The 19,129-nt window shown below is 47.2% G+C and carries 19 protein-coding genes; 12 read left to right on the top strand and 7 right to left on the bottom strand.

Going from position 1 to position 19,129, the window contains the following annotated elements:
• Positions 1-12: 12 nt before the first annotated feature.
• Positions 13-801, bottom strand: coding sequence for a Cof-type HAD-IIB family hydrolase (locus tag KNO65_RS06790; protein ID WP_214782786.1), 789 nt, complete (start codon positions 799-801; stop codon positions 13-15).
• Positions 802-1,001: 200 nt separating this feature from the next.
• Here KNO65_RS06790 and rnjA point away from each other — a divergent pair, with 200 nt between their 5' ends.
• Both rnjA and KNO65_RS06800 read left to right on the top strand, forming a co-directional pair.
• The gene (gene rnjA / locus KNO65_RS06795) at positions 1,002-2,669 is read left to right on the top strand and encodes a ribonuclease J1 (RefSeq protein WP_214782789.1); all 1,668 of its coding nucleotides are present in this window, start codon (positions 1,002-1,004) and stop codon (positions 2,667-2,669) included.
• Positions 2,670-2,730: 61 nt separating this feature from the next.
• Positions 2,731-4,188: a phospholipase D family protein gene (locus tag KNO65_RS06800; protein WP_214782792.1), complete on the top strand. Its 1,458-nt coding sequence runs from the start codon at positions 2,731-2,733 to the stop codon at positions 4,186-4,188.
• Between the two features lie 41 nt (positions 4,189-4,229).
• Here KNO65_RS06800 and KNO65_RS06805 read toward each other — a convergent pair whose 3' ends face one another.
• A complete protein-coding gene (locus KNO65_RS06805) occupies positions 4,230-5,855 on the bottom strand; it encodes an alpha/beta hydrolase (RefSeq protein WP_047795457.1) in 1,626 nt (541 codons plus the stop codon).
• Position 5,856: 1 nt separating this feature from the next.
• Positions 5,857-6,396, bottom strand: a complete 540-nt coding sequence (gene def / locus KNO65_RS06810) for a peptide deformylase (RefSeq protein WP_031421514.1) — start codon at positions 6,394-6,396, stop codon at positions 5,857-5,859.
• Between the two features lie 331 nt (positions 6,397-6,727).
• On the opposite strand from def, the gene pdhA reads away from it, so the two are divergent.
• The 4 genes from pdhA (at position 6,728) to lpdA (ending at position 11,579) form a co-directional block, all read left to right on the top strand.
• Positions 6,728-7,813, top strand: a complete 1,086-nt coding sequence (gene pdhA, locus KNO65_RS06815) for a pyruvate dehydrogenase (acetyl-transferring) E1 component subunit alpha (protein WP_015881258.1) — start codon at positions 6,728-6,730, stop codon at positions 7,811-7,813.
• Positions 7,814-7,816: 3 nt separating this feature from the next.
• Positions 7,817-8,794: an alpha-ketoacid dehydrogenase subunit beta gene (locus KNO65_RS06820; protein ID WP_015881259.1), complete on the top strand. Its 978-nt coding sequence runs from the start codon at positions 7,817-7,819 to the stop codon at positions 8,792-8,794.
• A gap of 78 nt (positions 8,795-8,872) precedes the next feature.
• The gene (locus KNO65_RS06825) at positions 8,873-10,162 is read left to right on the top strand and encodes a dihydrolipoamide acetyltransferase family protein (RefSeq protein WP_015881260.1); all 1,290 of its coding nucleotides are present in this window, start codon (positions 8,873-8,875) and stop codon (positions 10,160-10,162) included.
• 4 nt (positions 10,163-10,166) lie between these two features.
• Positions 10,167-11,579 carry a dihydrolipoyl dehydrogenase gene (gene lpdA, locus KNO65_RS06830; RefSeq protein ID WP_015881261.1) on the top strand — a complete coding sequence of 471 codons (1,413 nt, stop codon included), beginning with the start codon at positions 10,167-10,169 and terminating at the stop codon, positions 11,577-11,579.
• A 20-nt stretch (positions 11,580-11,599) separates the two neighbouring features.
• Here the strand turns inward: lpdA and aac(6') are convergent, their stop codons facing one another.
• Positions 11,600-12,052 (bottom strand): aminoglycoside 6'-N-acetyltransferase, encoded by a 453-nt coding sequence (gene aac(6'), locus KNO65_RS06835; RefSeq protein WP_214782795.1) that lies wholly within the window; start codon positions 12,050-12,052, stop codon positions 11,600-11,602.
• 75 nt (positions 12,053-12,127) lie between these two features.
• Here aac(6') and KNO65_RS06840 point away from each other — a divergent pair, with 75 nt between their 5' ends.
• Positions 12,128-12,433, top strand: a complete 306-nt coding sequence (locus KNO65_RS06840; RefSeq protein ID WP_031421518.1) for a DUF3055 domain-containing protein — start codon at positions 12,128-12,130, stop codon at positions 12,431-12,433.
• 118 nt (positions 12,434-12,551) lie between these two features.
• On the opposite strand, the gene KNO65_RS06845 is transcribed toward KNO65_RS06840, so the two are convergent.
• Positions 12,552-14,033: an aminotransferase class I/II-fold pyridoxal phosphate-dependent enzyme gene (locus KNO65_RS06845; protein ID WP_015881264.1), complete on the bottom strand. Its 1,482-nt coding sequence runs from the start codon at positions 14,031-14,033 to the stop codon at positions 12,552-12,554.
• Between the two features lie 158 nt (positions 14,034-14,191).
• Here KNO65_RS06845 and KNO65_RS06850 point away from each other — a divergent pair, with 158 nt between their 5' ends.
• From KNO65_RS06850 to KNO65_RS06860, 3 genes are all read left to right on the top strand, one after another.
• Entirely contained in the window at positions 14,192-14,458 is a 267-nt protein-coding gene (locus KNO65_RS06850; RefSeq protein WP_211781416.1) for a UPF0223 family protein, read from the top strand.
• Positions 14,459-14,694: 236 nt separating this feature from the next.
• Positions 14,695-14,883: a hypothetical protein gene (locus tag KNO65_RS06855; protein ID WP_015881266.1), complete on the top strand. Its 189-nt coding sequence runs from the start codon at positions 14,695-14,697 to the stop codon at positions 14,881-14,883.
• A gap of 78 nt (positions 14,884-14,961) precedes the next feature.
• The gene (locus KNO65_RS06860) at positions 14,962-16,215 is read left to right on the top strand and encodes an inositol monophosphatase family protein (RefSeq protein ID WP_214782798.1); all 1,254 of its coding nucleotides are present in this window, start codon (positions 14,962-14,964) and stop codon (positions 16,213-16,215) included.
• Between the two features lie 48 nt (positions 16,216-16,263).
• On the opposite strand, the gene KNO65_RS06865 is transcribed toward KNO65_RS06860, so the two are convergent.
• A complete protein-coding gene (locus tag KNO65_RS06865) occupies positions 16,264-16,440 on the bottom strand; it encodes a hypothetical protein (RefSeq protein WP_031421524.1) in 177 nt (58 codons plus the stop codon).
• A gap of 163 nt (positions 16,441-16,603) precedes the next feature.
• On the opposite strand from KNO65_RS06865, the gene typA reads away from it, so the two are divergent.
• Positions 16,604-18,448: a translational GTPase TypA gene (gene typA, locus KNO65_RS06870; RefSeq protein ID WP_015881269.1), complete on the top strand. Its 1,845-nt coding sequence runs from the start codon at positions 16,604-16,606 to the stop codon at positions 18,446-18,448.
• Between the two features lie 87 nt (positions 18,449-18,535).
• A complete protein-coding gene (locus KNO65_RS06875) occupies positions 18,536-18,880 on the top strand; it encodes a YlaH-like family protein (RefSeq protein ID WP_015881270.1) in 345 nt (114 codons plus the stop codon).
• A gap of 36 nt (positions 18,881-18,916) precedes the next feature.
• Here KNO65_RS06875 and KNO65_RS06880 read toward each other — a convergent pair whose 3' ends face one another.
• Positions 18,917-19,117 carry a YlaI family protein gene (locus KNO65_RS06880; RefSeq protein WP_214782802.1) on the bottom strand — a complete coding sequence of 67 codons (201 nt, stop codon included), beginning with the start codon at positions 19,115-19,117 and terminating at the stop codon, positions 18,917-18,919.
• Between the last annotated feature and the right edge of the window lie 12 nt (positions 19,118-19,129).

Below are 19,129 nucleotides of genomic sequence, written 5' to 3' on the forward strand. Positions count from 1 at the left end.
GAGGGTCTTTTTTTAGATGAGCTTCATCGCCTTTAGGCCGTACTCAATCCCATCTTCAAGGATGGATTTCGTGACGAAATCCGCCACGTCTTTCGCTTCGGTGCGACCATTGCCCATGGCGATTCCTGTCCCTACATACTGAAGCATGGCCAAGTCGTTCAATGCATCTCCGAAAGCATACGTATTCTCCAGACGGTAGCCGTTGGTCTCAATAAAGTGACGGATGCCGTCTGCTTTACTGGCTCCCTTATTGATCACGTCCATCGCATGAGGGTGCCAACGGATAAAATCGAACTCACGATAAGCATTGATATAATGATGCTCGTCTTCAGGCGTGCAATACAGTAACGTCTGATACACATCCTCTTCTGCGTGGAAGTACGGTTCGAATGAAGGGATCGGCATGTCGAGTTCGCCGAGCGATTGTTCAACGATGGCGTCGTTCGGTCTTGAAGCACCACCACGGTCCTGACCCAAATAGACGAGAGTATGGTCATTTGAAGAAGCGTGCGTCGTCAAGCGACCGAGTGCATCTTTCGAGAGCGTGTTACGATAGACGATTTCACCTTTGTGCACGACAATCTGACCGTTGTAACAAACGAGACTATCAATCCCGACACGTTCTGGGATGTCGGATAGCATGGCCGGTCCACGTCCCGTCGCGATGAACGTCTCGACGCCGTTTTCTCGCAATGCCTGAATTGCTGAAATCGTAGAAGGCGGGATATAACTACCTTCATGTAAAAGCGTGCCGTCAATATCGAAGAAAACAACCTTTTGATCTTCCATTTGATTCACCATTCTTTCTCTTTATCTAAAAAATATGTTTTCTGAACCCACTAAAAGGATAACACGAAATAGGGAAACTACCACGAATATCACATCGTTAGTGAAATATTGTCATGATATGAGCTATAATGAAAAAAGAATCTTACGGGCATATTCGAGAATCACTTATGTTTCACATAGATGTATTAATAATTGAAGTAAGGAGAGATTAAATGAAGTTTGTTAAGAACCACCAAACAGCCGTGTTCGCATTGGGCGGACTCGGAGAAATCGGGAAGAACACATATGTTGTTCAATTCCAAGATGAAATCATCGTCATCGATGCGGGAATCATGTTCCCAGAGGATGACTTGCTTGGAATCGACTATGTGATTCCTGATTACTCGTACTTGATTAAAAACAAGGACAAAGTAAAAGGGGTATTCATCACTCACGGTCACGAAGACCATATCGGGGGAATTCCATTCTTATTGAAGCAAGTGCAATTGCCGATTTATGCGACGAAGCTCGCGCTCGGATTGATCAAAGTTAAACTTGAGGAGCATGGGTTGCTTCGTGAGGCAGAGCTCCATGAGATTGATGAGGATTCACTCATCAAGTTCCGTAAGACGAGCATCTCGTTCTTCCGCACGACGCACTCGATTCCGAACTCACTCGGTGTCGTCGTCAAGACGCCACAAGGGAACATCGTCCATACGGGTGACTTCAAGTTCGACTTCACTCCGGTAGGCGAGCCGGCAGACCTTGCTAAGATGGCGGAAATCGGAAAAGAAGGCGTGCTTTGTCTCTTGTCCGATTCAACAAATGCAGAAGTGGAAGGCTTCACGATGAGTGAGAGCGTGGTCGGTGGGACGATTAGTGAGACGTTCCGGAAAGCGGACGGTCGAATCATCTTTGCGACGTTCGCATCGAACATCTATCGCTTGCAACAAGTGGTCGATTCGTGTGCCGAGACAGGTCGTCATCTCATGATTTTCGGTCGTTCGATGGAGAAAGTCATGACGATCGGACAAGAACTCGGTTTCATCAACGTGCCAAAGGGTATGATTATTGAGGCGAATCAGATGCGTCACTACGACCCGAATGAAATCGCGATTCTTTGTACCGGATCGCAAGGGGAACCGATGGCAGCGCTCAGCCGTATTGCAAATGGGACGCACCGTCAAGTGTCGATCATTCCTGGGGATACGGTCATCTTCTCTTCTTCTCCAATCCCAGGTAACGCCATCTCGGTCGGGAAGACGATTGACCAGTTGTATAAAGCGGGAGCGGATGTTGTCTACGGTAAGTTGACGAACATTCATACGTCAGGTCACGGTTCGCAACAAGAACAGTTGTTGATGATTCGTCTTCTGAATCCGAAATTCTTCATGCCGATTCACGGCGAGTACCGTATGTTGAAAAAGCATGCTGAGCTTGCTGAATCGGTTGGAATCCCGAAAGAGAACAGTTTCGTAATGGATAATGGCGAAGTGCTTGCTGTCGACTCGGAGTCGGCTGCGGTCACTGGTAAAATTTCTGCGAACGCTGTGTATATTGATGGGAATGGAATTGGTGATATCGGGAATATCGTATTAAGAGATCGCCGAATTCTGTCTGAAGATGGACTCGTTGTCGTCGTCATCAGCATCGATGGCAAGACGCGCAAACTCGTCTCAGGACCGGATATCATCTCACGTGGATTCGTCTACATGCGTGAATCAGGTAGTCTGATTCGTGATGGCGAACGATTGTTGAAGAAAACCGTCGAACAAGGATTGTCCAATAAGCAGATGAAGTGGTCGGAGATGAAGCAACTCGTCTCAGACACCCTCACACCTTACTTGGCACAAAAGACGCGGAGACACCCGATGGTCCTGCCGATTATTATGGAAGTATGATCTGACGGGCTGTAGGAGACTACAGCTCGTTTTTTTCACCGCAAATGAGGAGGGGGAGCTTATGGCGAAGAAAAAGGGGAAGAAAGGGTGGCTGAAATGGGGAGCCGCAATCATTGCGGTCATTTTTCTCATCACGCTCGTATATCATCAAGTCAAACCATTACCGGAAGGCGTGTCGAGACAATCTGAACCGTATCTCATCACAGATGACCAAATCGATTTTCTTCATGATTTGACCTATCAAGGGGAAGATACGGAGATTGTCGAACAGGAGATATTTAGTGAAGTTGAACGAGCGATACGTGAGGCAAAAGAATATATCGTCATGGACTTTTTCTTATTCAATCCTTATTCGAATGAAGACCGACAATATCCGGACATTACATCGCGCCTATCTTCAGCATTGCTTGAGCAAATGGAGCGATACCCGGATTTGAAGGTCGTCTTCATCACGGATGACATCAATACCACATACAACGGACATGTTTCTGACCACTTTGATGTCCTAGAGGAAGCGGGAGTGGAGGTCGTATATACAAACCTCGATGCTCTTCGTGACCCGAATATTTTATACTCCACGTTTTACCGGATGGCGATTCAGTGGTTCGGCAATAGTCAAGCCGGCTGGTTGCCGAACCCGATGGCCTCTTCGGCACCGGACATTACGGTTCGTGCATATTTAAGGTTGCTCAATATCAAAGCGAACCATCGGAAAGTGATGGTCACCGAGAATGAAGGCTTTGTACTTTCCGCCAATCCACATGATGCCAGTGGATATCACTCGAATGTCGGTGTCCATTTAAAAGGAGCGATTTTAAAAGAAATCGTTGAAGGTGAGCAAGCGGTCGCGACGTTCTCGAAAGGGGATGCAAGGCGCTTCCCAGATGATGAAGCGTTGTCGAAGATTGAAAATGCGCCGAGCGAGGCACCGATGGAGATTCGTTATGTCACCGAAGGGAAGATTCAAGAGTCGGTGCTCGATGCAATGAATGGGGCGGACGATGGGGACACCATTTGGATCGGAATGTTCTATTTGGCAGATCGGAATATTATCCAAGCAATCGAGGATGCCGCCGGGCGCGGGGTGACGGTGAACTTGATCCTCGATCCGAACACGAATGCGTTCGGTCGATCGAAATCAGGGTTACCGAACTTACCGGTGACGGCAGAACTGAACACCGTCAACCCGGAGCAAATCGAGATTCGCTGGTATGATGTCGGCAAGGAACAATATCATCCAAAAATCCTGTATGTGGATGGTGAAGAAAAGACAGTTGTCTTAGGTTCGGGGAATTATACGACCCGGAACATGAACGATTATAACCTAGAGGCAGACGTCGAAGTGACAGGAGATGTGGATACAGCCTTCTTTGATGAAGTGGACGAGTATTTTAATCGTCTATGGAACAATGAGAATGGCACGTATACGGTAGCGTATGATGAGATTCAAACGGATCTCCCAATCGGAAAGTATATGATGTATTGGCTCCAAAAAGTCACATGGACGATGACGTATTAAAAAACAGCTATCCTCAAAATTTGGGGATAGCTGTTTTGACGTTAGTTCGTCTCGATTGGATTAAACTCATTCGTGTATTCGTATAAGAATTTCCCAGTCTCTTTCAAGACGTCACTTTTACGGTGAAGCGAGAAATGGTCGTACGGTACCGTTTCTGTCTGAATGTTATTCGTATACTCTTCCAGTAACAGAGAACTCGCCGGCTCAATCAAATTGAATTCACCGCCTCGTCCAGAGAAGGAGAGTACCTGAACGGACCTCGGCCATGTCTCAAGCTTAGACTGGAATGCTTGTAGTCCGTCTGAGTTAGGGGACAAATCACGGATGGCAGGGCTTCCGGTGTTAATGCCGAAGTTACTGGCAGATAATCCGAAGTTCGCAAGGCGTGTCCCGCCGAACGGGCTATCGAACGTTACAAACTTATCGACGATGTACGTCTCTTGATTCAAGATATAGTTGGCAGCGGCTACGCCACCCATACTATGGCCAATGATATACATCCGGTCGAACGAACGATTTCTCGTTTTCTTATACGTTTCAATAGCTGCATTCAACCACTTTGTCTGATTGTTCAAAGAAGCCTCTGCATCTTCGAACTCGATTCGGACAATCGGGCGAGTTGAACTAAAATCATATATTTCACAGTCGGCCTTGCCTTTGACAGTCACGGTACAAAGTGCTCCGTCAGTCGCTTGCCCACTTTGTTCCATCGCTTGAGAGAAACGGAGGAACGTCCGGTCTGTCCCGAGTAAACCATGAACTGCAAACGTAGGGATAAACTCATTCGTTTGAGAAGCTTGGCGAATCGCCTCGGATTGACGCTCGTTTGCCAACTCTTGTCGGAATGTCCCGACAATCAAAATGAGCGAGAGGGAGACAATCAATAACCCTAACAGGCGTGAACGAATCGACGTTTCTCTAGGGTTGCCGACGTTTCGTCGATACTTGCGCCAAATGAAATAACTTAAGATGATAGCTGACACCAATACGATGATGGTGATCACCCATGCTTTAACGTTCGGCACATGGGCGACTAACTTTACATTGTTTTGGCGTCCTCCGTACACTTGCCACTCAACATGCTTCATAGAACGGAGATCTAGGCCGGTTCCATCCTCAACGAATACGCCGGTCGGAACAGTCAAGTTAAAGCGAATGTCGGCTTGGCGGATATATCGTTCAGCCAATTTTTTTGGGGAGCCGGTTAGTTCGACGCCGGGTAAGTCGACCCGGTCGAGACGGAGGTCGAGATTGGTTTGTAACGTATAGGAATCAAACCAAATGCCTTCTCGTTGATCGATGTCGAACTGAATATCCGGAGGAACTAAAATACCGGCAGGTCCCGTTTTCCATTCCTCTTTAATCTGTTGCAACTCGTCCACATTTTTAAAAGTCTTCTTTAAGACCATGCCTTCGTAGTCATCAGGACTTGAATAATCTTCTGTTTCATATCCGTTCTCTTCCGCCTGTTCTTTCCAAGTATCCCAGTCGAGCCTGAGATTGAGCAATTTCATGACAGGATGATCACGGAACGCATAAGTCGTTTCGAGCGAAACAGATTGGTCATAGTGAACAGTCGCATCATAATTGATTCGCACACATCCACCGATTAAAAGAAATAAAAATGGGAATAGTAACAACAGTGCCCTTTTTCTCGAGCTAAACATGTTAAATCGGTTCGCCGTATGTTTCTAACGGGTTCGACATATTGATGCGGTCATAGAACATGATCCCATCTAAATGATCGAGCTCGTGCTGACATACGACAGCGCGCATTCCGCGCAAGCGAAGCTTAATGGGCTTCCCATCGCGGTCGAACCCTTCTAACGTGATTCGACGAAAACGAGGTACATTTCCTTTGACCACGCGATCGACCGATAGACAGCCTTCGCCGCCATTCAAAAATGTCTGCTCGACGGAATGACTTGTGATTTTAGGATTGAAGATAGAGAGTTTGAACGTCTCTTCCTCTTCTTGTAGCAAGACTGTGAAGAAACGACGATTCACACCGAGTTGTGGCGCGGCGATGCCGACCCCACCTCGCAACTCGTATTTCTCGCTCATCTCTGGGTCTTGACTATTGACGAGGAACGTCTCCATCTCGTCGAGTAACGCCAAATCTTCTGTCGTTGGCGGAATCGGTACTTCAGTTGAGCGCGCGCGAAGCCGCTCGTCTCCTTCGCGGATGACATCTTTCATGGTTAACATACACAACTTCCTTTCTATCAAACATATATGATTGATTATATCATATTTAAACAGGAAGGAATGTGGATGGTACAGAAGGTGAAATGAAAATAATACAGTGGTGAAAAGGATGTCATATCCCTTGAATGTAAGCGTTTTATTTTGGTAAGCATATTTTTTGCGTTATTGAAACAACCCGTTTTATACTAACAAGGAAACGGCAGAAGAGGATAACTTTTCTGAATCACGTTAATACAGATTGCTTTTTTGGACAGATACACGTAAGATTTGAGATAGTGTTTGATCACAAAAAAGACAATTGTCTCATAGTTGAAAGGATGAGGTGAAACGAATGAACAACGTTCAGGTACTTCAAAACGTGGAAGAAAACTTCCAAACGTTCCGTATTCTCGACGAGAAGGGTGAGGTCGTCAACCAAGACGCAATGCCTGACCTAACGGACGAGCAACTTCAGGAACTCATGCGCCGCATGGTCTATACTCGAATCTGGGACCAACGCGCCATCTCACTTAACCGTCAAGGTCGCTTAGGATTCTACGCGCCAGTGGCAGGTCAAGAAGCGACGATGATCGGGACGCAATACGCGCTCGACAAAGAGGACTGGATTCTTCCAGGATACCGTGATATCCCGCAACTCGTATTCCACGGACTTCCGCTTTATCAAGCGTTCTTGTTCTCACGTGGACACGTGGCAGGAAACCGCATCCCTGAAGGTGTCAACGTATTGATGCCACAAATCATCATCGGTGCACAAATCATTCAAACTGCGGGTGTGGCAATGGGCCTCAAACGCAACGGCAACAAAAATGTCGCTATTACTTACACAGGTGACGGTGGCTCATCACAAGGTGACTTCTACGAAGGATTGAACTTTGCAGGTGCATTCAAATCACCAGCAATCTTCGTCGTTCAAAACAACCGTTTCGCTATCTCGACTCCTGTTGAAAAGCAAACAGCAGCTAAAACGATCGCGCAAAAAGCTGTTGCAGCTGGAATCAACGGAATTCAAGTAGACGGAATGGACGTTCTTGCAGTGCTCGCAGCGACTCAACAAGCTCGTGTCGATGCACTCGAAGGAACACCGACACTCATCGAGTCACTCACTTACCGTTACGGACCACATACGCTCGCTGGGGATGACCCAACACGTTACCGTACAAAAGAACTCGACACAGAGTATCAAGAAAAAGATCCACTCGTACGTTTCCGTCTCTTCCTTGAGAACAAGAAACTCTGGAACGAAGACATGGAGAACGAAGTGATCGAGCAAGCGAAAGCTGACGTGAAAGAAGCAATCAGCCAAGCAGACAAAGAACCAAAACAAAAAGTTTCGGACTTCATCAACAACATGTTCGAAGAACTTCCTTCAAACTTGAAAGAACAGCTTGAAGAATATACTGCAAAGGAGTCGAAGTAAGTTATGGCTCAAATGACAATGATCCAAGCGATTACTGATGCGATGCGCGTTGAAATGAAACGCGACGAGAAAGTACTTCTTTTCGGAGAAGACGTTGGTAAAAACGGTGGGGTATTCCGTGCGACGGAAGGTCTCCAAGACGAGCTCGGCGAAGACCGTGTCTTCGACACGCCACTCGCTGAATCAGGGATTGGTGGTCTTGCGATCGGTCTAGGTCTTACTGGATTCCGTCCAATCATGGAAGTTCAATTCTTCGGATTCGTATTCGAAGTTTTCGACTCAATCGCAGCTCAAATGGCACGTATGCGTTACCGTTCAGGCGGCGCTTACAGCCAACCAATCACAATCCGTTCACCATTCGGTGGTGGAGTTAAGACACCTGAGCTTCACGCGGACAGCCTTGAAGGTTTGATGGCTCAGACACCTGGTCTTAAAGTCGTTATTCCATCGACTCCGTACGATGCAAAAGGTTTGTTGATCGCGTCTATCCGTGACAACGACCCAGTCGTGTTCCTCGAGCACATGAAATTGTATCGTTCATTCCGTGGCGAAGTACCTGAAGGTGAGTACACAATCGAACTCGGTAAAGCGGATGTGAAACGTGAAGGTACAGACGTTTCAATCATCACTTACGGTGCGATGGTGCACACGTCACTCAAAGCAGCGGAAGAGCTTGAAAAAGAAAACATCAACGTTGAAGTCATCGACCTCATGACAGTGAGCCCGCTTGATATCGACACAATCGTAGAATCTGTTAAGAAGACAGGTCGTGCGATCGTCGTTCAAGAGGCACAACGTCAAGCAGGTATCGCGGCGAACGTCGTAACTGAAATTCAAGAGCGCGCAATTCTTCACCTCGAAGCACCAGTTCTTCGAGTAACTGCACCTGACACAGTCTTCGCATTCGCACAAGGTGAAGACATGTGGTTGCCTGACCATAAAGATGTCGTTGCAAAAGTTAAGGAAGTTGTGAACTTCTAAGATCGTGTCGAATAAACGATGAGGGAGAATTGTCTCCCTTGTCGTGTTTACATGATGAATTGATGGGAGGAAAAACCAGTGGCAGTATTTGAATTTAAATTACCAGATATCGGTGAAGGTATTCACGAAGGTGAAATCGTCAAGTGGTTCGTAAAAGCAGGGGATACGGTCAAAGAGGACGATGTTCTTTTAGAAGTACAAAACGACAAAGCAGTCGTTGAAATCCCAGCTCCAGTCGACGGTACAGTCAAAGAAGTTAAAGTTTCTGAAGGTACAGTTGCCGTAGTCGGCGACGTCCTCATTACGTTTGACATCGAAGGCGATGCACCAGCAGGTGAAGAAGAAACACCTGAACAACCGAAAGCAGAAGAGAAGACAGAAGACGTAAAAGAAGATGTGAAAGAAGACGCGCCACGCGACGTTCAACTTCACAAATCTGAACGTGTTATCGCTATGCCATCTGTCCGTAAATATGCACGTGAAAAAGGTGTCGACATCCGTGAAGTCAACGGTTCTGGCGACAACGGCCGTGTATTGAAAGAAGACATCGATGCATTCGCGAACGGCGAAGCACCGTCTGCAGAAGCTACAACAGAGAAAACAGAATCTGTAGCACCAGCAGCAGCTGCGAAAACGGAAATCAAGCCTTACGAGTCAGCGACTCCTGAACTTGAAACACGTGAGAAAATCCGTGGAATCCGTAAAGCCATCTCGAAAGCGATGGTTAACTCGAAACACACTGCACCACACGTTACACTCATGGACGAAGTCGACGTTACAAAACTCGTTGCACTCCGCAAAGACTTCAAACAAGTCGCGGCTGACCAAGGCGTGAAACTCACGTACTTGCCATTCGTCGTGAAAGCATTGACTGCTGCAGCGAAAGCATTCCCAACAATCAACGCTTCAATCGATGACGTGAACGAAGAAATCGTCTACAAAAACTACTACAACATCGGGATTGCAGCTGACACGGACAACGGACTCGTTGTACCAGTCGTAAAAGATGCAGACCGTAAATCAATCTATGCACTTGCTACAAACATTAACGAACTTGCAGGTAAAGCTCGTGAAGGTAAGCTCGCTGGGGAAGACATGAAAGGCGGATCGATCACAATCACAAACATCGGTTCAGCTGGTGGACAATGGTTCACACCTGTCATCAACCACCCAGAAGTTGCGATTCTCGGTATCGGCCGTATCGCGGAGAAAGCTGTCGTGAAGAACGGTGAAATCGTTGCTGCGCCAGTACTTGCACTTTCATTCAGCTTTGACCACCGCCTCATCGACGGTGCGACTGCACAAAACGCTCTTAACATGGTGAAACGCTTGCTCGAAGACCCAGCACTTCTAATGATGGAGGGATAAGAACATGGTAGTAGGAGAATTCGCACAAGAAACTGATTTGCTTGTCATCGGTGCCGGTCCTGGTGGATACGTTGCCGCAATCCGTGGCGCTCAGCTCGGAATGAAAGTAACAATCGTTGAGAAAGGCAACTTCGGTGGTGTCTGCTTGAACGTCGGATGTATCCCATCGAAAGCGTTGATCACAGCAGGACACAACTTCCAACACGCTAAAGGACATGATTCAATGGGAATCACGTCTGACAACGTGTCAGTGGACTTCACAAAAGTTCAAGACTGGAAACAGTCAGTCGTTAACAAATTGACTGGCGGTGTCAAAGGTCTCCTCAAAGGAAACAAAATTGAGATCGTTCAAGGTGAAGCGTTCTTCGCTTCTGAAGACACAGTTCGTGTCATCACTGAAGACAGCTCAACTCCTTACAAATTCAAAAAAGCGATTGTCGCGACTGGTTCTACACCAATCGAGATCCCATCGTTCAAATGGTCTAAACGCGTCCTTTCTTCAACTGGCGCCTTGGCACTTCCTGAAGTACCGAAGAAACTCGTCGTCATTGGCGGTGGATACATCGGTATGGAGCTCGGTACTGCATACGCTAACTTCGATACAGAAGTTGTCGTTGTAGAGGGCGCTAGCGACATCTTGTCTGGTTTCGAACCACAAATGACGCAAATCGTTAAGAAGAAACTCAAGCAAAAAGGGAACGTCACAATCCACACGAATGCACTTGCTAAAGGTGTTGAAGAGACGGAAGACGGCGTAACTGTTAAGTTTGAAGTAAACGGTGAAGAGCAATCTGTTGAAGCGGACTATGTCCTCGTCACAGTTGGTCGTCGTCCAAACACAGGCGACATCGGTCTTGAGAACGCGGACGTTAAAATCAGCGACCGCGGAATCATCGAAATCGATGACCAGTGTAAAACATCGAACGAAAACATCTATGCAATCGGTGATATCGTTCCTGGACCACCACTTGCACACAAAGCATCTTACGAAGCGAAAATCGCAGCGGAAGCAGCAGCAGGTAAGCCAGCTTACCTCGACTACTCTGCAATCCCTGCAGTCGTCTTCACAGATCCTGAACTCGCAACGGTTGGTTACACAGAGCCACTCGCAAAAGAAGAAGGACTCGAAATCACAGTTTCGAAATTCCCATTCGCAGCGAACGGTCGTGCACTTGCACTTGACGAGCCAGACGGCTTCATGAAGCTCATCACACGCAAAGAGGACGGTCTCTTGATCGGTGCTCAAATCGCGGGTACGGGCGCTTCAGATATGATTGCTGAGCTTGGCCTTGCAATCGAGGCTGGTATGACTGCTGAAGATATCGCACTTACAATCCACGCTCACCCATCACTCGGTGAGATGGCTATGGAAGCTGCTGAAATCGCAATGGGTATGCCAATCCACGTCGTAAAATAAGAACGTCAATAAAACCTCTCTCACGATTCGTGGGAGAGGTTTTTCATGTAGGTGACGACACGCTCGACTTCCTTGAATCCGACCTTCTCGTGAAAGCGTTGACTGTCCTCGTTTTCAAGCTCGGTATCTGATGCCAGTTCGATACAACCGTGACGGACCGCGAAGGTTGATGCAGCATCGACCAAACGAGAGGCGACACCTCGATGGCGCTCTGATTCACTGACATAGATTCCTTCCACATAGGCGGTCGGGGATGTACTAGAACCTGGCACATAGTCATGCCGGAAACTGAGCTGACAAAAACCAACTGCCTCCCCATGTTCATTTGATGCGATGAAATAATGCATCTTTTTTGAGGCGAGACCGAGTTTGACTTCCATTTGTAATTCTTCAATGGGGGCGTCTGGCCATAGATCGTGCATGAACTGGACAAGAGTTTCTACGTTTACCTCTGTTGCATAATTAATCTTCATTGTCATTCTCTCCTTAGGTTTCATACTTGTAGTATAAAGGAAAATACTTGTGAAGAGAGAAGGGAGGGAATCCTGATGGCATTCGATGAGGAGTTATTGTATACCGTATCCGAGACGAGTCGTGTCCGATTTACGGGGATTGAAACAGAAGCCGCTCGTTATGATTTTGGTTTCGTCTATACACAGCAATTCATGGGCAAGGTGTTAGTCGTCTGTATGCAAACGGGTCAATCGGCCCTTCTTGATTTGCATGCGCTAGAAGAGCCGCGTCAATTGTATCCGATGCTTGGCATCAACTTGAACGACACGGAACACGTCGCTGAATTTTTACGACTTTGCTTGGTCGAAAAAACACAAGCATCTGAAGAAATTGATACTTGAAAAAATGTAAGCGTTTTCTTATAATAGGCACTAGGGGAAGCAATTCGATCATCTACAGCCACCTTTTCTGAGATGACATAAAAAATGAGCCGGTCACGATGACCGGCTCATTTTTTATTTAGCGAATCGCTTTTGTTTGTTGGATGACTTTAATCATTTGCAGCGACTCATCTTCAAGACCTTGTACGGGAAGACCCGCTTCAATGTTGGCCATGATGTATTCGAGTGTCGACGTCGTAATCAATTCACCTGGAATGATGATTGGAATTCCTGGTGGATACACCATGATGAACTCCGCTGAAATACGCCCGACTGCGTTTTCGAGAGGAATCGTCTCCGTCTCTTCATAAAACGCATCACGAGGACTGAGCGCAAGTGGTGGAATCTCTGGGAGCATGATGGATAATGAGTCGTTCCCAGACTTTTGGTAAACAGAAACGACATCTCTCATCGCTTCAATCAACGCTTGAATCGTTGACTCGTCGTCCGCTGATGTGACGATGAAGAGCACATTCAATAAATCGGACATCTCGACTTCGATGCGGTGTTTGTCGCGAAGATATTTCTCGACTTCAAATCCAGTTACCCCAAGTTCACGCACGGATACGAGTACTTTCGTTTCATCGAGCGCGTAAGTCGATTCAGAATGCAACTCGGCATGACCGTATACCGATAAGTTCGGCATGTGATTGATTGCCGTACGGGCCGTTCTAGCAAGCTCGAGTGCACGCTCATTCATCATGTGACCCTTTGTCGCTAACTGTCGACGTGCCGCGTCGAGAGAAGCGAGGAGCAAATAGGATGTTGACGTCGTTGTAATCATAGAGAGCATCGCGTGAATTCGTTCTGGCGAGACGAGTCCGCGGCGTACGTTCAAAATCGAACTACCTGTCATTGAACCACCAAGCTTGTGCACACTCGTCGCCGCCACATCTGCTCCCGCTTGCATCGCCGAGAGCGGAAGTTCATCGTGAAACGGGAGATGAACGCCGTGTGCCTCATCGACAAGTACAGGAACGTCTTGTGCATGCGCGACGGACACGATACGTTCTAAATCACCTGCGACCCCGAAATAAGTCGGGTTGATGACGAGTACGGCTTTCGTGTCCGGATGAAGTTCAAGCGCGCGTTCAACGGCACTAGCCGTGATTCCGTGGGCGATGCCGTATGTTTCGTCAAATTCCGGGTGGATGAAGACCGGGTGGGCACCCGTTAAGACGAGCGCGGACATGACGGATTTATGGACGTTCCGTGGCACGATGATTTTTTCGTTCGGGCCAACGACACCCATGATCATCGCCATGATGGCACTCGATGTCCCTTGAACGGAGAAAAAGGTCTCGTCAGCACGGAACGCCTCTGCCGCCAAGCGCTCCGCTTCAGCGATTGCCGCTTTTGGATGATGGAGGTCATCGAGTGGGGCAATGTTAATCAAATCAATTTTTAGGGCGTTTTCACCAATAAAGTCACGAAACTCCGGGTCCATCCCTTTTCCGCTTTTATGACCAGGAATGTGGAACGCAATCGGGTTTGAGTCGACATGTTCAAGCAACGTGTCAAATAGTGGCGTTTCGAGCTGAGTAGCACCTTTTAATTTCAATCGTAAATCCCCCTTGAATCAGTTTATTTATAAGATGAATAGTATCGTTATGATATATGTTGTTTTTAAAAAACAAGCAACAAAAAAACTATAGAGATTTCTGGCTCAACTTGCAATAGTTTTTTTTGTTGTTACAATGGGTGTCGAGGTGAAACAATATGCAAATCAACTATCCGATCAATCCGGATTGGACGACTGACGAATTGATTGAAGTCGTCGAGTTTTATAACGTCGTCGCACAAGCCAATGAAGGTGGGGTGGAACGAGAGATTTTTCTCGACTCCTATCGTGCCTTCAAGCAGATCGTAACATCTAAGTCGGAGGAGAAACAACTGAACGCGGTTCACGACGAACAGACAGGTTATTCCACGTATCGTACGGTTCAGGCGGCAATGAAGTCCTCGAGTAAAATGATCAAACTGTAAGACTGAGCATGCCCGAGCAAATTCAGGCATGCTTTTTTGTTATTTCTCCTTTAAATCGGGTACAGTTCATTAACACCAAATCAGGTTTAGGGACCTCGGAATTGGGAATATATCCATTAAGATAAAAAATTCAAAATAGTCAGACAATTCTCTTTCTTTTTCGAATTTTATCTGATATACTCAATTCAACTCACTAAACCGTAACTTGTAGCCCAACAAAAGGAGTGTGGCATCTTATGAAACAAGTGATTGAGGCATTCAAAAGAAAAGACGCAGAAAAACGGATCCCGGTGCTGCGCTTAGAGATTGATTATGAATTGGCAACCCTCTTCGATGCGATGGCGTCACAAGATGATGCTACAGTTCAGGCTAGCAAGCATCGGTTAGAGAAGTACCGCCAAGAATTATTGCGTCTCGAAGCCTAACCATTACACACACATTCAACCAGTATTCCGAGCGGATACTGGTTTTTGTTTGGTACAATACAGTTGAGGTGATCACAGATGATAGAATGGTTTGCAGTCGACTTAATCAAACAAGCGGGAGAACTGATTCGTCGCGAGATTGATCAAAGTTATGAAGTGGAACGAAAGACGGGAAAAGGGGACTTGGTCACTGAAATCGATCGGGCGGTGGAACAATTGATTGTCCGTCGAATCCAACAAACGTTTCCGGAACATCAGATTATGGGGGAAGAGGGGACGACAGATCAGCCAGAACAATTGACCGGTACCGTCTGGTTTGTCGACCCGATTGATGGGACGTTAAATTTTATTCATCAAAAACGTATGTTTGCTATCTCTATCGCAATCATGGTGGATGGGGTCGTGGAATATGGATTCGTCTATGACGTCATGGCGGATGAGATGTTCATGGCGCGGAAAGGATACGGGGCGGCATTGAACGGTCGGACGTTGACGACCCTTCATGAACATCATGTCCGAGACGCGTTTTTAAGTATGAATGCGACGTGGGTCACGCCGAACCACCAGATTGCCCCGGAAATACTCGCTCCGATTGTACGGGACTCGATTGGGACGCGAGCTCATGGTGCTGCATCGCTTGAATTAGCCTGGCTTGCTGCCGGCCGCGTGGACGGCTACATCACAATGCGCAATATGCCATGGGATTATGCTGCTGGAAAGTTACTCGTTGAAGAGGTGGGCGGGCGTGTCGTTTCCTTATATGGTGAGCCGATTCGGTATGACGGAAAAACATCTGTCCTGGCTGGGAGCGATTCATTTGTAAATGACGTCATCAAACATTACGTCATCGCAAAAGGGGTCACGGCTGAAGCAAAACCGGACTTACACATCGTGGAACATGATTCGTATGAAGAAATCCGCAACTTACTCGTCTTGGCGAATCCGAATGAAGCGATGGTCCGGGAACAATTCGAGGAAGGTCGTACGTACAAAGCGTTACTCGGTGGTGAGATTGTCGGTGCGTATATGCTCGTCTCACACGAAGGCGATCGGGTTGAACTCGTCAATATCGCAGTGAAACCCGAACGTCAAAACCAAACGATTGGTCAACGCTTGTTACAAGACGCAGTGAAGCGGGCCACGATGATTGGTGGAAAAGAACTACTCGTCTGTACAGGGAATTCAAGCATCATGCAGTTGCGTTTTTACCAACAAGCCGGATTCCGATTCGATTCGGTGGAACGCGATTATTTTCGTAATCACGGGTACGATGACATCGAAGAAGATGGGCTCGTTTTACGCGACCGCATCTGCTTGACTCGTCCGCTATAAAAGCAAGTTAAAAGGGTTACTCCGATATGATCCCGGAGTAACCCTTTTTTATGATTGACGTTCTGAAAGAATGCGGCGACGCAATTGAATACCAAAGAATGTCGCTACGCCACTTAACACGAGGCTTCCTAAAATAATGGCGGCGCTTCCTTCGGCCACCCCGATTCCAATGCCGACGAATCCTGCGACAACGGCCGTTGCGATCAATACAAACATTAGCTGCATGGAGGTTCCTCCTTATTTTCTCTTATCCTCCCTATTGTATGATAAAAAACACGGGATGAAAACGTTCACAGTCGATTCCACTCGACAAAGGTACTGTGACGTGTGCTATACTCTTAAAGTTGAAGAAAAGTTGAAATTTTTTAAATAAGAGAGGAATAACTACATGAACGTAAGAACAAACCTTCGTAACGTAGCCATCATCGCGCACGTTGACCACGGTAAAACAACGTTAGTCGATGAATTATTGAAACAGTCTGGTACTTTCCGGACGAACGAGGCAGTCGCAGAACGCGCGATGGACTCGAACGATATCGAGCGTGAGCGCGGAATTACGATTCTCGCAAAAAACACAGCAATCGATTATAAAGAGACGCGCATCAACATCGTAGATACACCAGGTCACGCAGACTTCGGTGGAGAAGTTGAGCGAATCATGCGTATGGTAGACGGCGTTATTCTTGTTGTCGATGCGCGTGAAGGCTGTATGCCACAAACTCGTTTCGTGTTGAAAAAAGCACTTGACCAAGGACTTCGTCCGATTGTCGTCGTCAACAAAATCGATAAGCCGATGGTTCGTCCACTCGACGTTGTCGATGAAGTTGTTGATCTCTTGATCGACCTTGGCGCAGATGAAGATCAACTTGAATTCCCTGTCGTCTACACATCAGCAGTCAGCGGTTCAAGTTCGTTCGATCCTGATCCAGAAAAACAAGAAGATACAATCACGCACGTGCTCGACACGATTCTTGAAAACACGCCGGCTCCAGTGGACAACTCAGACGAGCCACTTCAATTCCAAGTGACGATGCTCGACTATGACAACTACCTCGGTCGTATCGGTGTAGGTCGCGTCTTCCGTGGGAAAATCAAAGTCGGTGAGCAAGTATCGCTTTGTAAGACAGACGGTACGGTGAAGCAACTTCGTGTCACGAAATTGTTCGGTTACTTCGGCCTCAAGCGCGTCGAAATCGAAGAAGCTAAAGCAGGTGACTTGATTGCTATCGCCGGAATGGAAGATATCAACGTCGGTGAAACGGTAACGCCAGTCGGTAAAGAAGAGCCACTTCCGCTCCTTCGCATCGATGAGCCAACGCTTCAAATGCGTTTCATGACAAACAACTCTCCGTTCGCAGGACGTGAAGGCGATTTCGTGACGGCACGTAAAATCGAAGAACGTTTGATGAAACAACTCGAGACAGACGTTTCACTCCGTGTCGAAAACACAGATTCACCAGACCAATGGATCGTATCAGGACGCGGTGAGCTTCACCTCGGGATCTTGATCGAGAACATGCGTCGTGAAGGTTACGAGCTCCAAGTATCGAAACCACAAGTTATCATCCGCGAAGACGAAAGCGGCACGAAAGTTGAGCCGTTCGAGCGCGTTATCATCGACGTACCTGAAGAGTACACAGGTTCAGTCATGGAATCGATCGGTCTCCGTAAAGGTGAGCTTGCGAACATGAACACGAATGACAACGGTCAGACACGTATGGAATTCCTCGTGCCATCACGTGGTCTTATCGGTTACCGTAACGAATTCTTGTCAGCGACACGTGGATACGGAATCTTGAACCATACGTTCGAAGAGTATCGTCCGTATATCGCTGCTGATATCGGTGGCCGTCGTAGTGGTGTTATGGTATGTATCGAAAACGGGAAGTCGACGGCTTACTCAATCGGTGCCCTTGAAGACCGTGGAACGATCTTTATCGAGCCAGGTACGGATGTGTATGAAGGAATGATCATTGGGGAATGTAACCGTGACGTTGACCTTGCCATTAACGCCGTTAAAGGGAAGCAATTGACGAACATGCGTGCTTCTGCAAAAGACTCGACACAAGTCTTGAAACGTCCGCGCGTCTTCTCGCTTGAAGAGTCGCTCACGTTCTTGAACGATGACGAGTACTGTGAAATCACACCGGAGTCAATCCGTCTTCGTAAGAAAATCTTGAACAAGAACGAACGCGAGAAAGCTGACAAGCGTCGTAAACTTGGTAAAGAATAAGTTAGCAGAAAGGGGACGCTTCGGCGTTCCCTTTTGCATGGAATAGTGTAGAATGGATGTGTATGAAATAAAGGGGGACTCTTTGTCTTGAAAGCTTCTCAAACAATCGATATCACACAGATTGACGTTCCGTGGATCGCTTCGATGCTAGGTGTCGGCAGTGACCCGAACGACTTTTCCGTCGGGTTCAATGCACTCGTTGTCACGGTCATCTTACTGACGATCCTTGTCTTTAAACTTGGTTTTGCGAAACAATTGGCATGGTGGAAGTCGCTCATCGTCTATATTTTGCTTTCACTTGGTGCAGGTACGATGGCACTCGTCTTTTTCACTTGGCCAATCCCGGAAGTGCTTGCCGTCATGGCTATCGTGTTGGCCATTTATCGTGGTCGCCTCTGGTGGAACCGTCGTCAAGATGCGGTAGAATCATAAAAAATACGGGCGTCTCTTCGGAGGCGCCCGTTTGCATTACCAATTTCGTTTCTGTCGAAATGTAGGATATAACTTGAACTGTACAGATGCGGCGCGTTCAGCCGTTCGTTCGCTGATTCGCTCCTGACACTCTTGACACATATACGTTTTAGCCGGTTTGTTACGCAAGCGTTTTGCTTCAAACGACCATGAGTCGATGGTCTCGACTTTATCGCAAAGAGAACATTTTACACGCATCTTTTCACCTTC

This window comes from Exiguobacterium sp. S3, assembly GCF_018617295.1.
Taxonomy (GTDB): Bacteria; Bacillota; Bacilli; order Exiguobacteriales; family Exiguobacteriaceae; genus Exiguobacterium; species Exiguobacterium profundum.

Excerpts from the sequence above, each read along its gene's own strand:
- KNO65_RS06880 (WP_214782802.1), bottom strand. The coding sequence starts at position 19,117 with ATGCGTGTAAAATGTTCTCTTTGCGATAAAGTCGAGACCATCGACTCA.
- KNO65_RS06865 (WP_031421524.1), bottom strand. The coding sequence starts at position 16,440 with ATGCAGCTAATGTTTGTATTGATCGCAACGGCCGTTGTCGCAGGATTC.
- KNO65_RS06860 (WP_214782798.1), top strand. The coding sequence starts at position 14,962 with ATGATAGAATGGTTTGCAGTCGACTTAATCAAACAAGCGGGAGAACTG.
- KNO65_RS06790 (WP_214782786.1), bottom strand. The coding sequence starts at position 801 with ATGGTGAATCAAATGGAAGATCAAAAGGTTGTTTTCTTCGATATTGAC.
- def (WP_031421514.1), bottom strand. The coding sequence starts at position 6,396 with ATGTTAACCATGAAAGATGTCATCCGCGAAGGAGACGAGCGGCTTCGC.
- rnjA (WP_214782789.1), top strand. The coding sequence starts at position 1,002 with ATGAAGTTTGTTAAGAACCACCAAACAGCCGTGTTCGCATTGGGCGGA.
- typA (WP_015881269.1), top strand. The coding sequence starts at position 16,604 with ATGAACGTAAGAACAAACCTTCGTAACGTAGCCATCATCGCGCACGTT.
- KNO65_RS06805 (WP_047795457.1), bottom strand. The coding sequence starts at position 5,855 with ATGTTTAGCTCGAGAAAAAGGGCACTGTTGTTACTATTCCCATTTTTA.
- lpdA (WP_015881261.1), top strand. The coding sequence starts at position 10,167 with ATGGTAGTAGGAGAATTCGCACAAGAAACTGATTTGCTTGTCATCGGT.
- pdhA (WP_015881258.1), top strand. The coding sequence starts at position 6,728 with ATGAACAACGTTCAGGTACTTCAAAACGTGGAAGAAAACTTCCAAACG.
- KNO65_RS06850 (WP_211781416.1), top strand. The coding sequence starts at position 14,192 with ATGCAAATCAACTATCCGATCAATCCGGATTGGACGACTGACGAATTG.
- KNO65_RS06840 (WP_031421518.1), top strand. The coding sequence starts at position 12,128 with ATGGCATTCGATGAGGAGTTATTGTATACCGTATCCGAGACGAGTCGT.
- KNO65_RS06855 (WP_015881266.1), top strand. The coding sequence starts at position 14,695 with ATGAAACAAGTGATTGAGGCATTCAAAAGAAAAGACGCAGAAAAACGG.
- KNO65_RS06820 (WP_015881259.1), top strand. The coding sequence starts at position 7,817 with ATGGCTCAAATGACAATGATCCAAGCGATTACTGATGCGATGCGCGTT.
- KNO65_RS06800 (WP_214782792.1), top strand. The coding sequence starts at position 2,731 with ATGGCGAAGAAAAAGGGGAAGAAAGGGTGGCTGAAATGGGGAGCCGCA.